Raw genomic sequence first — 12,757 nt, 5'->3', positions numbered from 1 at the left:
TTCTGAGCCGTGGGACCTAGGTCCCGGCCGGCTCGCGTGACGCCCTCCCAGGGGCGGGAATCCGCCACGGATTTCACGCGTGTCATTTCCCGGCCGTCGCGCGCCCCGGCGCGCCCGACGATCAGCCCGCCACGCCCCGCGGCGCCAGGTGGAAGGGCTGGGCCGCGGTCGCCGCCATCGGCATCGCGGTGTGACTCTTCGTCGGCTCCACACCCGTCGTCGCCACGGCGACGACGGCGATCCCGAAGGGCGGTTCGGTTGCCCTTGAGTTCTTCGTCCCGGAGGGGTGTCGGGGCCTCCCCGTCACCTCGGAGGACGCCGCGCACGCGGTGCGCAGCGTCGAGCTGCGCGTCGTCGCCCTGGGCCTGCCACGCACCCTGACGATCACGCTGCCCGACGTCTACGCCGTCCACTTCCCTGACGATCCGTCGCTGCCCTGCGCCTAGTGGCGCCCGCCCGGCTACCCGCAACTTTGTGCCCTACCCGCAAGTTCAGACTCGCGGGTAGGGCACAAAGTTGCGGGCGCGCGGGCAGGCCAGCCGCCGCAGCGGGCCGGGGCGTTGACGGCGCCCCCGACCTCCGGGAGGATTCCGGCATGACGGAATCAGGCGACGCGGTCGTGACACTGCCCGAAGGCCGCGCGACGGACGCCGCGCCGTCGTCGTCGGCACGGACGTCGTCGTCGCCGCTCGGTCGGGGCCCGCGCGCACTCATCGCGACGCTCCTCGTCCTCCCGGTGGTCCTGGGCGTCGCCGGCTGGTGGGTGACGACGCCACGCCTCGAACGTGGCGGCATGCGCTGGAACAACCTCTACGAGGACACTGCGCGCTTCCCCGCGGAGAACCTCGTCGTCGTCGCCACGGACCCGGCAGGGCCGGACGACACCGCGTACGCGTGGGACATCTTCAACGAGGGCCCGTTCCCCGTGACCGTCGCGTCGAAGGACGCGCCCGCGGAGATCCACGACCTGCGTCGCGCCGGTGTCCTCCTCACGCGGATCGCACCCGAGGGCGGCACGGTGACGACGGGCGAGCCGGTCCGTTCGCTGCGGCTCGAGCCCGGTGAGCGCGTGAAGATCGAGGTACGACCCATGTGGTCGTGCGGACCGTCGGACGGCTCCATCAACTACAGCGAGGGCGTCGCGTCGGGGATCGAGACGATCGACGTCGACGTCACGACGCTCGGCATCACCCGCACGCAGACCCTGACGATCCCTCAGTCGCTGTTCCTCATGACGACGACCGACCTCGCGCCCGGCGAGGCGTGGGGCTGCTGACCTCCTGCTGGGTGCAATCCGCGCTGCCACGGTGATCTGCGCGACCCCGCGCCCCGCCCGGCCTGAGCGCTGCGCACGCCGGCCACGACGGAACGCCCGGCACGTAGACCTACCGGTTGTCGCTCGTCACGACGAACCGCGCGAGCTCGCTGCGGAGCGCATCGCTGAGATCGGAGAGCCCCGTCACAGCGTCGGTGGCGTCGCGTGCGGCGTCGCTCGACGTCATCGCCGTCGCAGCCATGCCGTCGGTGTTCGTGGCGATCTCGGTCGTCCGCATCGCCGCCTCTGCGACGGACCGTGACATCTCGTTCGTCGTCGCGGTCTGCTCCTCGACGGCGGACGCGATGGTCAGCTGGTAGTCGTTGATCGACGCGATGATCTGGGAGATCTCCTCGATCGACGTCACCGCCTGCGCCGTGTCCACCTGGATCGCCCCGACCTTCCGCGCGATGTCCTCGGTGGCCCGTGCCGTCTCCTGCGCGAGGTCCTTCACCTCGCTCGCCACGACCGCGAATCCCTTGCCCGCCTCGCCTGCGCGGGCCGCCTCGATGGTTGCGTTGAGCGCGAGAAGGTTCGTCTGCTCTGCGATGCCGGTGATCGCCCGCACGACGTCGCTGATCTCCTGGCTCGATCCGCCGAGGCGCGTGATCGTCTCGGTCGTCGACCCCGCGACGACCGTGGCGTGCTGGGCGACCTCAGCGGCCTTCGCGGCGTTCTGGGCGATCTCGCGGATCGACGCACCCATCTGCTCGGCGCCCGCAGCGGCGGCGGCGACGTTGCGCGACACCTCGTTCGCAGCCGTCGCGACCGTGCCTGCCTGGGCCGAGGCCTCCTGCGCGCTCGACGCGACCAGGTTGCTCGTTCCGGCGAGGGTCGTCACGGCGCCCCCGAGCGTCTGCGTCGTCTCGTTCACCCCGGTGATGAGGGCCGTGAGCGTCGCTCGCGCCGCATTGAGGTCCCGGGCCGCACGGCCCAGCTCGTCGAGGAGGTAGACGGGTGCCTCGACCGTGAGATCGCCGCGGCTCATCGCGTCGAGCGAGGAGCTGAGCCCGGCGGCCGACGCTCGGAGCCGCCGTCCGACGGAGGTTGCCTGGAACCACTGCACTGCCGCGCAGACGATGACGGTCACGACGATCACCCAGGTCGCCGTCGTGGCCAGCCCACGCGCCTCGATGCCTGCGTCCCCCTCGACCGACCGGGCGACCAGGTGCACCGAGATGATGGCCACCACCGTGACGACGAGCGCGAGCGTCATCGATCCCGCGAGGATCGCCGTGAGCTGACGCCGGATCGAGGAGTTCCTCGGGTCCGCGGGCTGCCGCTGCGACGAGGGGCGTGGTGCGAGTGTCATGTTCTCGGCCTTCCGAGGGCGGTGACGACGTGCGTCGGGGGCTCGCCGAGCGTGCAGCCCTGAGGTGGTCGGGCGGCCTGGTCGGCCTGGCGACCATCACATCGGCAGCGGGCCCGCGGGTATGAGGTGACGCTTCCGCGCTTTGCCCGGTGCGGGGCCGGGGCCACGGCGCCCCGGCCGCGGGGCGCGGGTCTCCGCCCGAGGCGTGGACACACCTTTCGGCAGGCAAGACGGCCTGTGCTAGCCTCGGTCACATGCAGATCCGTCGGTATTGGCGCTTTACGCAGGCTCCTGGTGGGGCCTCGCGGGCGTGCGCCTGACCGACAACCTTCCCACCGGAGCCAGCACAGGGCCTTGGACGCGACCGCGTCCGGGCCCTTCGTCATGAGACGGACGGCTTCCGCGGCGACGGGGCTCCGTCGACCAGACCCCATCGAGGAGCACCACCCATGACCGCCACTACCCCGCTCGCCCCCGCGACGAGCGACCTCCGCGTCCGCGAGCTCGACCCGCTGCCCGCACCCGCCGAGATGCTCGCCGACCTCCCGCTCACCGGCGCGGCCGCCGAGCTCGTCGCCCGGTCGCGCGACGAGGTGCGACGCGTCCTCGCGGGCGAGGACGACCGGCTCGTCGTCGTCGTCGGCCCCTGCTCCGTGCACGACGCCGACGCCGCGCTCGACTACGCGCAGCGCCTCGCCGCGCTCGTGCCCGAGCTCGAGAAGGACCTCTGCGTCGTCATGCGCGTGTACTTCGAGAAGCCGCGCACGACCGTCGGCTGGAAGGGCCTCATCAACGACCCCGATCTCGACGGCACGCACGACATCCGCCGCGGCCTGCGCCTCGCACGCGAAGTTCTCCTCGGCGTCCTCGACGAGGGCGTGCCCGCCGCGTGCGAGTTCCTCGAGCCGACGAGTCCCCAGTTCATCGCGGATGCCGTCACCTGGGGTGCGATCGGCGCCCGCAACGCCGAGTCGCAGGTGCACCGCCAGCTCGCGTCGGGCCTCTCGATGCCCGTGGGCTTCAAGAACGCGACCGACGGCGACGTGAAGATCGCGGTCGACGGCTGCATCACCGCGGCGGCCGAGCACACGTTCTTCGGCATCGACTCCCAGGGGCGCGCGGCCGCCGTCGCGACCGCGGGCAACCCCGACTGCCACGTCATCCTTCGCGGCGGCCGCGGCGGCCCCAACTACGACGATGCTTCGGTGTCGGCCGCGCTCGACGTCGCGGAGGCCTCGGGCCTCGACCGACGCCTCATGATCGACGCGTCCCACGGCAACTCGGGCAAGTCGTGGGAGCGGCAGGCCGAGGTCGTCCGCGAGATCGGCGCGTCCGTCGCCGCCGGCAACCACGAGATCGCCGCCGTGATGATGGAGTCGTTCATCGTCGCCGGCGCGCAGAAGCCCGCACCGTCGGGCCTCGTCTACGGCCGCTCCGTCACCGACGAGTGCCTCGACTGGGGCACGACCGCCGAGCTCCTCCGCGGGCTCGCAGCCGACGTCCGGGCGCGCCGCACCGTCGGGGGCTGACGTCCCGCCGAGGCCGTCGTCCCGGTCGGCGGCGCCGTCGTGGACGGTGTCTCGCGAGGTACGGGCGGATAGGGCATGATGGGGGCGTCGCGTGCGCGACCCGACGCAGGGGGCGGGTCGACCGGGACGGCGGCATCGCTCGCGATGTCGCGTCGAGAGGGACGCGGTTGACCGCGCCCCCCCCCCTGAGGCCCGCCTCGCGCTCCGGCGCGAGGCGGGCCTTTCGCGTCCCCGGCTCGGCGGCGCCCCCGCGACTCGTAGGTGCGGAGCACTGTTCGATGGTGCTGGGGCCCTACGAGTCGGGGCTCGTTTGCGACTCGTAGGTGCGGAGCACCGTCGAATGGTGCTGGGGGGCCTGTCTCTTATAAACAACTCCGAGGCCACGGGNCGGGCGGGCGGGGTGGCCATGGTGGAACTCTTCTCGTCGTCGGGCGGAGCGCGAACCTCGGGGTCGTCAGCGGCGGCGCCGCCCATCGTCGTTGCCGAACTGTGACCCTGTCGACTTCCCGTCTTACTTTCTCGACAGTAAGTTAAAGCCATCCACCATGGCAACGGCCCCGACGGAGGGGCTCGATCCACCACAGGAGCGACGATGAAGTCACCCATGAAGACCGCGGCAGCCCTTGCCGCGGCAGCAGCTCTCCTTCTCACCGGTTGCGGCGGCGCCGACACCGGTGAGAAGGCCACGGGCGGCACCGGCACGGGCAGCCAGGCGAAGCCTGGCAAGGCCCTCACCATCGCCAAGCCCGACGGCGCCATCACCACCGAGTCCCACAACCCCTTCCTCGGCGACACCTCGGCCTCGATGTACGGCTACCGCCAGGTGATGTTCGAGACGATGGCGCTCGTCAACACGGCTGACAACACGGTCGTCACCCCGCGCCTCGCCTCGAGCGTCGAGTGGAACGCCGACTACACCGAGGTCACGGTCACCGCCCGTGAGGGCGTCACGTGGCACGACGGCAAGCCGTTCACCATCGACGACATCGTCGGCACGTTCGACATGTACCTCGACGGACGGCTCACCGACTCCGCCGCGCTCAACTACCTCGGCGCCGACGTCGACGGCAGCACCGCGACCCTGAAGTTCAAGGACTCGAAGTTCGTCAAGCGCGGCTCCGTCCTCCACGTCCCGATCGTCCCCAAGCACATTTGGGACAACATAGACGACCCGTCGACGACCCCACTCGCCGGCGAGGGCGAGGCCATCGGCACCGGCCCGTACAAGCTCTCCTCGTGGACCACGCAGGCCGTCACCCTCAAGGCCAACCCTGACTGGTGGGGCGGCGAGCTCGCCGTCCCCGAGCTCCACTACGTCTCCTACGGCGACAACGCGGCCCTCACCACCGCGCTCGCCACGGGCGAGGCGGACTGGGCCCAGGCCTTCCTCCCGCAGATCCAGGAGTCGTTCCTCAAGGTCGACGACGCCAACCGCCAGCTCATCACCCCGACGGCTGGCGCCGCGACCCTCTTCCTCAACCTCACCCGCAAGCCGTTCAACAACCCGGCGCTCCGCGAGGCGCTCGCCTGGACGATCGACCGCTCCGCATACGTCGACATCGCCCGCGAGGGTGCCTCCGCCGTCGTCGACTCCGTCACGGGCCTCGGCCCGTCGCTCCAGAACGACGTCATCGACGAGTTCGCCGGGCAGGTCTACACGGTCGACGTCGAGAAGGCCAAGACGATCCTCACGGACGCCGGGTACACCGGCGTCGGCACGGCGCTCGTCGACCCCGACGGCGAGAAGGTGACGTTCTCCGTCTCCGTCCCGGCCGGCTGGTCCGACTGGAACACGGAGCAGGCGCTCCTCGCCGAGGAGCTCAAGCAGCTCGGCATCGAGGTCACCATCGACCAGCCCGACTGGGGCGGCTGGGACGAGGCGCGTCAGACCGCCACGTTCGACGCGATCATCCACTGGCTCGACGGTGAGGGCGCCTGGGGCGTCTACGACTCGATCATGGGCACCCGCTGGATCGACAAGGACAAGAACACCGCCCAGTTCAACTTCGGCCGGTACGACAACCCGGCGGTCGACGAGGCGCTGGCGGCCTACGCCACCGCCGACAGCGACGAGGCACGGCTCGCCGCGATGACGACGATCCAGAAGGCGTTCGTCAAGGACATCCCGGCGATCCCGCTCGGTGCGCACCCGCTCATCGGTCTCTTCAACGAGCGCAGCTACACGGGCTGGCCGACCGAGGACAACATGTACGCCTCGGCCGACCCGACCCAGGCCGAGATCACCATGGTCCTGCAGAACCTCAAGCCCGTCTCCTGACGGTCCATGACACGCAGCGGGTCGGCGTGGCCCCTCGGCCGCACCGGCCCGCTGCCCGTCGCGCGGACGACGACCCCCGGAAGGTGACCCCCGTGAAAGAACCACTGCTCTCGATACGCGACTTCTCCGTCGTGTACGAGGTTGAGCCGCCCGTCGAGGCGGTGAAGAACGTCTCCCTCACCCTCTACCGCGGTGAGATCCTCGGGCTCGCCGGCGAGTCCGGGTGCGGCAAGACGACGCTCGCCTACGGCATCCAGCGGCTCCTGCGACCCCCCGCGACGATCCCTGGCGGCTCGGTCGTCTGGCACGACGCGGACGGCACGAACGTCGACATCCTCGGCCTCTCGGCCGACGCGATGACGAAGTTCCGCTGGGACAAGGTCTCCATGGTGTTCCAGGGGGCGATGAACGCGCTCAACCCGGTCGCGACGATCGGCGCCCAGCTCGCCGACGTCTTCGAGGTGCACCGCCCCCAGATGTCGAAGGCGCAGCGCACCGCCGCCGTCGTCGAGCTGCTCGAGATCGTCAAGGTCGGCGGCCAGCGACTCAAGAGCTATCCGCACGAGCTCTCCGGCGGCATGCGGCAGCGCATCATGATCGCCATGGCGCTCGCGCTGCGCCCTCAGCTCGTCGTCATGGACGAGCCGACGACGGCGCTTGACGTGCTCGTCCAGCGCGAGATCCTCCGCGAGATCACGAGCCTGCGCGAGGCCTTCGGCTTCTCGGTCGTCTTCATCACGCACGACCTGCCGCTGCTCCTCGAGATCTCCGACCGCATCGCCATCATGAAGGACGGCGAAATCGTCGAGCAGGACACGGCCGAGAACATCTGGTTCCGCCCGCAGCACGAGTACACGCGCAAGCTCCTGTCGTCCTTCCCCCGTCTGACGGCCGAGAAGCAGGTGAACGAATGAGCACCCTCGAGGTCCGCAACGTCACGAAGACCTACCGTGTGCGTGGAGCTGGCGCGATCGACGCGCTGTCCGACGTCTCGTTCACGCTGACGACCGGGCAGTGCATCGGCATGGTCGGCCAGTCCGGCTCCGGCAAGTCGACCGTCGCGAAGATCCTCACGCAGATGGAGCGGCCTACCAAGGGCGAGGTGCTGCTCGACGGTGCCCCCGTCCCGACGCGCGGGAAGGCGCTGCGCGCCTACCGGCAGCAGCTGCGGATGGTCTTCCAGGACCCGTTCGCCTCGCTCAACCCGTACCACTCGATCCGGCACCACGTGGAACGTCCCCTCGCACTGTCCGGGGTCGTGCCTCCCGACGAGGTCGAGGCGGAGGTGCACCGCCTCCTCGAGAAGGTCCACCTCGACCCGTCGGTCGTCATCGACCGCCGTCCGCACGAGCTCTCCGGCGGCCAGCGTCAGCGCGTCGCGATCGCACGCGCGCTCGCACCGCGGCCGACGCTGCTCGTCGCCGACGAGCCCGTCTCGATGCTCGACGTCTCGCTGCGCATGGGGGTGCTCAACCTGCTCGCCGAGATCCGCCGCGAGGACGGTCTCGGCGTCCTCTACATCACCCACGACCTCGCGACGGCGCGGTACTTCTCCGACGAGATCATCGTCCTCAACCAGGGACGCATCGTCGAGCACGGTCCGGCCGACGACGTCATCCTGTGCCCGCAGGACCCCTACACCCGCGCTCTCCGTGGGGCCTCGCCCGATCCGGAGCGCTTCTTCGCTGCGCGCGCAGGAGGTGCGTCATGACCACGACCGACGTGACAGAGGTCGTCACGCAGGGCACCACCGCGACCCAGGCGGCCAGGGCGCGTGCCAAGGTCCCGTGGCGCTTCCTCGGCCAGCGCGCCGGCTTCTACCTCTTCACGCTGTGGGCGGCGCTCACCATCAACTTCTTCGTGCCGCGCATGATGAAGGGCGACGCCGTCGACAACTACCTCGCGCGCAACCGCGAGATCTCGCCCGAGGCCGCGGACGCCCTGCGGGCGCTCCTCGGCCTCGACTCCGACAAGTCGATGTGGGAGCAGTACGTCGACTACTTCGGGATGCTCCTGCGCGGGGACCTCGGCGTGTCGATCACGCACGGCCTCCAGCCCGTGAGCGGCGTCATCGCGACCGCCCTGCCCTGGACGGTCGGGCTCATCGGCCTCGCGACGCTCGCCGCGGTCGCGATCGGCACGATCGGCGGCGCGTACGTCGGCTGGAAGCGAGGCTCGCGCCTCGACGTGCTCATCCCCATCACGACGTTCCTCTCGACGGTCCCGTACTTCTGGATCGGCCTCATGGCGATCTCGGTGTTCTCCGTCGGCCTCGGCTGGTTCCCCATCGGCAAGGCCTACGGCGTCGGCCAGGAGCCAGGCTTCAACCTCGAGTTCATCCTCAACGTCATGGAGCACGGCACGCTGCCGCTCGCAACGATCGTCATCGCGTCGCTCGGCGGGTGGATACTCGGCATGCGCAACATGATGCTCACGGTCCTCGATGAGGACTACATCACCGTCGCGCAGGCCAAGGGCATGCCGAACCGTCGCGTCCTGTGGCGCTATGCCGCACGGAACGCGGTCCTCCCGCAGATCCAGTCGTTCGCCCTGTCGATCGGCTTCATCGTCGGCGGCGCGATCATCGTCGAGCAAGTCTTCTCCTACCCCGGCGTCGGCAAGATGCTCCTCGACGCGACGAACGCCAAGGACTACGCCCTCATGCAGGGCGGCTTCCTCGTCATCGTGCTCGCGGTCCTCGTCGCGAACATCGTCGCGGACATCGTCTACGCGGTCCTCGACCCTCGTACCCGGCAGTCGGAGGCCTGAGAGATGTCCAGCAACCAGCACAACCTTCGTCAGCGCGTCACGAAGTTCGGCGCGGCGTTCGCGATGTTCCGCAACGGCAAGTCGATCGCGGGACTCTCGATCCTCATGGCGTTCGTCCTCGTCGCGATCTTCGCCGAGCAGCTCGCGCCGTTCTCGCCCACCCAGATCAACCCGCGGGCGCGCCTGCAGCCGCCGTCGGCGGAGCACTGGCTCGGCACGACGCACCTCGGCGAGGACGTCCTCAGCCAGGTCATCTATGGCACGCGCGGTGTCGTCATCGTCGGGGCGCTCACCGCGCTCATCGCGATGACCATCGCGATTGTCGTCGGCGTCCTCGCCGGCTATCTCTCGGGCTGGCGGTCCGAGGCGCTCTCCGCCCTTGCGAACGTCTTCCTCGTCATCCCCGGCATCCCCATCCTCATCATCATCGCCTCGCAGTTCACCAACCCGCCGTTGTGGCTCATCGCCGCAGTCCTCGGACTCCTCGGCTGGGGGTGGGGTGCACGCGTCCTGCGGGCGCAGACGATGTCGCTGCGCAACCGTGACTTCGTCCAGGCGGCGAAGCTCAACGGTGAGCGGCTCCACCGGATCATCGGCGTCGAGATGCTGCCGAACCTCATGGCGATCATCGCCTCGTCGTTCGTCGGCTCGGTCACGGCGGCCATCCTCGGCCTCACGACCCTCTCGTACATCGGCGTCATCCCGGTGAACGCCTACAACTGGGGCACGATCCTCAACTGGGCGTCGGCCCAGGGAGCGTTCGTCCAGAACCAGTGGTGGTGGTACCTGCCGCCGGGCCTGTGCATCGCCGCGATCGGCGTCGCACTTGCGCTGCTGAACTTCGGCATCGACGAGTACGTCAACCCGCGTCTGCGGTCGGCGGGCGAGCGTGCCCGCGCCATGAAGAAGAAGGGGCTCGACGTCACCAACGCTGTGACCGTCGTCCGCGCCCACCAGCCCTCGATGGAGAACCAGTGACCATGGATCCCTACCTCAATCCCGAGCTTCCGGTCGCTGACCGTGTCGCCGACCTCCTGGACCGCATGACCGTCGAGGAGAAGGTCGGCCAGATGATGCAGCTCGACGCCCGCGACGGCGTGCAGGAGCACATCCTCGACAAGCACGTCGGCTCGATCCTCCACACCTCGCCCGAACGCGTCCGTGAGGCGCACGACCTCACGGCACGGACGCGGCTGAGGATCCCGCTGCTCGTCGGCGAGGACGTCATCCACGGGCACTCGTTCTACGAGGGCGCGACGATCTACCCGACGCAGCTCGGCATGGCTGCGTCCTGGGACGCGGAGCTCATCGAGCGCATGGCGCGCGCGACGGCCGTCGAGGCCGCAGCCACCGGCATGCACTGGACGTTCTCACCCGTGCTGTGCATCGCCCGTGACCTGCGCTGGGGCCGTGTCGACGAGACCTTCGGTGAGGACCCGTTCCTCATCGGCGAGCTCGCGTCCGCGATGGTCCGCGGCTACCAGGGCGAGGGCCTCACCGACGAGACCGCGATCCTCGCGACTGCCAAGCACTTCGCCGGCTACTCCGAGACGCAGGGCGGGCGCGACGCGTCCGAGGCCGACATCTCGCGCCGCAAGCTGCGCTCGTGGTTCCTGCCGCCGTTCGAGCGGGTCGCCCGCGAGGGCTGCCGGACGTTCATGCTCGGCTACCAGACGACGGACGGCGTGCCGATCACGGTGAACGACTGGCTGCTCACCGACGTCCTGCGCGGCGAGTGGGACTACACCGGCATGCTCATCACCGACTGGGACAACGTCGGCCGCATGGTGTGGGAGCAGAAGGTCCAGCCCGACCTCATGCACGCGGCTGCGGCCGCGGTCAAGGCCGGCAACGACATGGTGATGACGACGCCCGGCTTCTACGAGGGGGCGCTCGACGCGATCGCGCAGGGCCTGCTCGAGGAGAAGGACCTTGACGCGGCCGTCGCGCGCATCCTCACGCTGAAGTTCGAGCTCGGGCTGTTCGAGAACCCGCGGCGCCCGTCCGACGAGCGCATCGAGGCCGTCATCGGCTCGCACGCGGACCTCAATCTCGAGGTCGCGCGCAGGTCGCTCGTGCTCCTCGAGAACGACGGCACGCTCCCGCTCGCCGCGGACGTGCCCGCCCGCATCGCCGTCGTCGGCCCCCTCGCTGACGACGCGCAGACGCAGCTCGGAGATTGGGCCGGGTCGTCGGGGCAGGTCGACTGGCTGCCCGACGGCCACCCGCGCGAGATGATCACGACCGTCCTCGACGGGCTGCGGGCGCTCGCCCCCGAGGGCTCCGACGTGACGTACGTCCGGGGCGCGGACATCCTCGAGCTCGTCACCAACCCTGCGGGCGAGACGTTCCCCGACGGGCAGCCGCGTCCGCCGGTCGTCGCGTCCGCGCCGGTCGACGAGGCGGAACTCGCCGCGGCTGTCGCTGCGGCCGAGGCGTCCGACGTCGTCGTCGCGGTCGTCGGCGACCGCATCGAGCTCGTCGGTGAGGGCCGCTCGACGGCGACGCTCGAGCCCATCGGAGGTCAGGTCGCGCTGCTCGACGCGGTCATCGCGACGGGCAAGCCCGTCGTCGTCGTGCTCCTCGCGAGCAAGCCGCTCGTCCTGCCGCCGTCGGTCGCGGACGCGGCTGCGGTCGTGTGGGCGGCGAGCCCGGGCATGCAGGGCGGGCGTGCGCTCGCCGAGATCGTCTACGGTCTCACCGAGCCGTCGGGTCGCCTGCCGATCACGTTCGCGCGGCACGTCGGGCAGCAGCCGACGTACTACAACCAGATCCGTGGCCAGCACGGCGACCGGTACGCGGACCTCACGCAGTCGCCCGCGTGGGCGTTCGGCGAGGGACTCTCCTACACGACGGTCGAGTACTCCGACCTCGTCGTCGAGACGCCCGTGGTGTCCGCGGCCGACCACGTGCGCGCACGCGTGACGCTCACGAACACCGGCGCGCGGCCGTCGCTCGAGACGGTCCAGGTGTACGTGTCCGACGTCGTGACGTCAGTGAGCTGGGCGGACAAGGAGCTCAAGGGCTACCGCCAGGTGTCGGTCGCTCCGGGAGAGTCCGTCGTCGTCGAGCTCGAGATCCCCGCGTCGGCGTGCACGATCGTCGACGCCGACGGTCGACGGATCGTCGAGCCGGGCGCGTTCGAGCTGCTCGTCGGCCCGTCGTCCCGTGACGAGGTGCTGCTGCGCGCCGGCTTCACGGTGAAGTAGCACCCACGCCAAGGCCCTCCCCCCAGCACCCGCGGCTGGCGGGAGGGCCTTGCTGTGTCCGACTCGTCGTGCTGGAGCACCGTCGGAGTGTGTCGGGGGCCTACGAGTCGGGGAGGTGCGGGCTGCGCTCGACCGGCACGCTGCGCGTGCTGCACCCGCTGGGGAGAGCAAAAGACCCTCCGACCTCAGCGTTTCCGCTGGTCGGAGGGTCTCTCTGGTGGTCGGGGTGACAGGATTTGAACCTGCGACCTCTTCGTCCCGAACGAAGCGCGCTACCAAGCTGCGCCACACCCCGGTGGTCCGTCCGTGAACGAACCTCGCCTATGCTATCGGACGCAGTGCCCC

9 protein-coding genes and 1 tRNA gene are annotated in these 12,757 nt (G+C 70.1%); 8 read left to right on the top strand and 2 right to left on the bottom strand.

Annotated elements, in window-relative coordinates; translation table 11 throughout:
- Nucleotides 1-595 precede the first annotated feature (595 nt).
- On the top strand, nt 596-1,276 hold the full coding sequence (locus tag C1729_RS08500) for a hypothetical protein (protein ID WP_102509562.1): 681 nt from the start codon (nt 596-598) through the stop codon (nt 1,274-1,276).
- Nucleotides 1,277-1,385: 109 nt separating this feature from the next.
- On the opposite strand, the gene C1729_RS08495 is transcribed toward C1729_RS08500, so the two are convergent.
- The gene (locus C1729_RS08495) at nt 1,386-2,627 is read right to left on the bottom strand and encodes a methyl-accepting chemotaxis protein (protein ID WP_102509561.1); all 1,242 of its coding nucleotides are present in this window, start codon (nt 2,625-2,627) and stop codon (nt 1,386-1,388) included.
- A gap of 449 nt (nt 2,628-3,076) precedes the next feature.
- Here C1729_RS08495 and C1729_RS08490 point away from each other — a divergent pair, with 449 nt between their 5' ends.
- The 7 genes from C1729_RS08490 (at nt 3,077) to C1729_RS08460 (ending at nt 12,412) form a co-directional block, all read left to right on the top strand.
- Nucleotides 3,077-4,156, top strand: a complete 1,080-nt coding sequence (locus C1729_RS08490; RefSeq protein ID WP_102509560.1) for a 3-deoxy-7-phosphoheptulonate synthase — start codon at nt 3,077-3,079, stop codon at nt 4,154-4,156.
- Between the two features lie 592 nt (nt 4,157-4,748).
- Nucleotides 4,749-6,434, top strand: a complete 1,686-nt coding sequence (locus tag C1729_RS08485) for an ABC transporter substrate-binding protein (protein ID WP_242493765.1) — start codon at nt 4,749-4,751, stop codon at nt 6,432-6,434.
- Nucleotides 6,435-6,526: 92 nt separating this feature from the next.
- Complete coding sequence (locus C1729_RS08480) at nt 6,527-7,348, top strand: ABC transporter ATP-binding protein (RefSeq protein WP_102509558.1); 822 nt, start codon at nt 6,527-6,529, stop codon at nt 7,346-7,348.
- Nucleotides 7,345-8,145, top strand: a complete 801-nt coding sequence (locus C1729_RS08475) for an ABC transporter ATP-binding protein (protein WP_102509557.1) — start codon at nt 7,345-7,347, stop codon at nt 8,143-8,145. The genes C1729_RS08480 and C1729_RS08475 overlap by 4 nt, the downstream gene beginning before the upstream one ends.
- On the top strand, nt 8,142-9,203 hold the full coding sequence (locus C1729_RS08470) for an ABC transporter permease (RefSeq protein WP_102509556.1): 1,062 nt from the start codon (nt 8,142-8,144) through the stop codon (nt 9,201-9,203). The genes C1729_RS08475 and C1729_RS08470 overlap by 4 nt, the downstream gene beginning before the upstream one ends.
- Nucleotides 9,204-9,206: 3 nt before the next feature.
- On the top strand, nt 9,207-10,181 hold the full coding sequence (locus C1729_RS08465; RefSeq protein WP_102509555.1) for an ABC transporter permease: 975 nt from the start codon (nt 9,207-9,209) through the stop codon (nt 10,179-10,181).
- Between the two features lie 2 nt (nt 10,182-10,183).
- Nucleotides 10,184-12,412, top strand: a complete 2,229-nt coding sequence (locus tag C1729_RS08460) for an exo-beta-d-1,3/1,6-glucosidase (protein WP_102509554.1) — start codon at nt 10,184-10,186, stop codon at nt 12,410-12,412.
- A gap of 218 nt (nt 12,413-12,630) precedes the next feature.
- Here the strand turns inward: C1729_RS08460 and C1729_RS08455 are convergent.
- A tRNA-Pro gene (locus C1729_RS08455) sits at nt 12,631-12,707 on the bottom strand.
- Between the last annotated feature and the right edge of the window lie 50 nt (nt 12,708-12,757).

It is taken from the genome of Sanguibacter massiliensis, from assembly GCF_900240335.1.
GTDB classification, from domain to species: Bacteria; Actinomycetota; Actinomycetes; order Actinomycetales; family Cellulomonadaceae; genus Flavimobilis; species Flavimobilis massiliensis.
The sequence above is the reverse complement of the archived record's forward strand: the minus strand, read 5'-3'. Positions and strand labels throughout refer to the sequence as shown.

Bases quoted from the DNA above. Each gene is read 5' to 3' on its own strand.
- C1729_RS08485 (WP_242493765.1), top strand. From the start codon at position 4,749: ATGAAGTCACCCATGAAGACCGCGGCAGCCCTTGCCGCGGCAGCAGCT.
- C1729_RS08470 (WP_102509556.1), top strand. From the start codon at position 8,142: ATGACCACGACCGACGTGACAGAGGTCGTCACGCAGGGCACCACCGCG.
- C1729_RS08465 (WP_102509555.1), top strand. From the start codon at position 9,207: ATGTCCAGCAACCAGCACAACCTTCGTCAGCGCGTCACGAAGTTCGGC.
- C1729_RS08490 (WP_102509560.1), top strand. From the start codon at position 3,077: ATGACCGCCACTACCCCGCTCGCCCCCGCGACGAGCGACCTCCGCGTC.
- C1729_RS08500 (WP_102509562.1), top strand. From the start codon at position 596: ATGACGGAATCAGGCGACGCGGTCGTGACACTGCCCGAAGGCCGCGCG.
- C1729_RS08460 (WP_102509554.1), top strand. From the start codon at position 10,184: ATGGATCCCTACCTCAATCCCGAGCTTCCGGTCGCTGACCGTGTCGCC.
- C1729_RS08475 (WP_102509557.1), top strand. From the start codon at position 7,345: ATGAGCACCCTCGAGGTCCGCAACGTCACGAAGACCTACCGTGTGCGT.
- C1729_RS08495 (WP_102509561.1), bottom strand. From the start codon at position 2,627: ATGACACTCGCACCACGCCCCTCGTCGCAGCGGCAGCCCGCGGACCCG.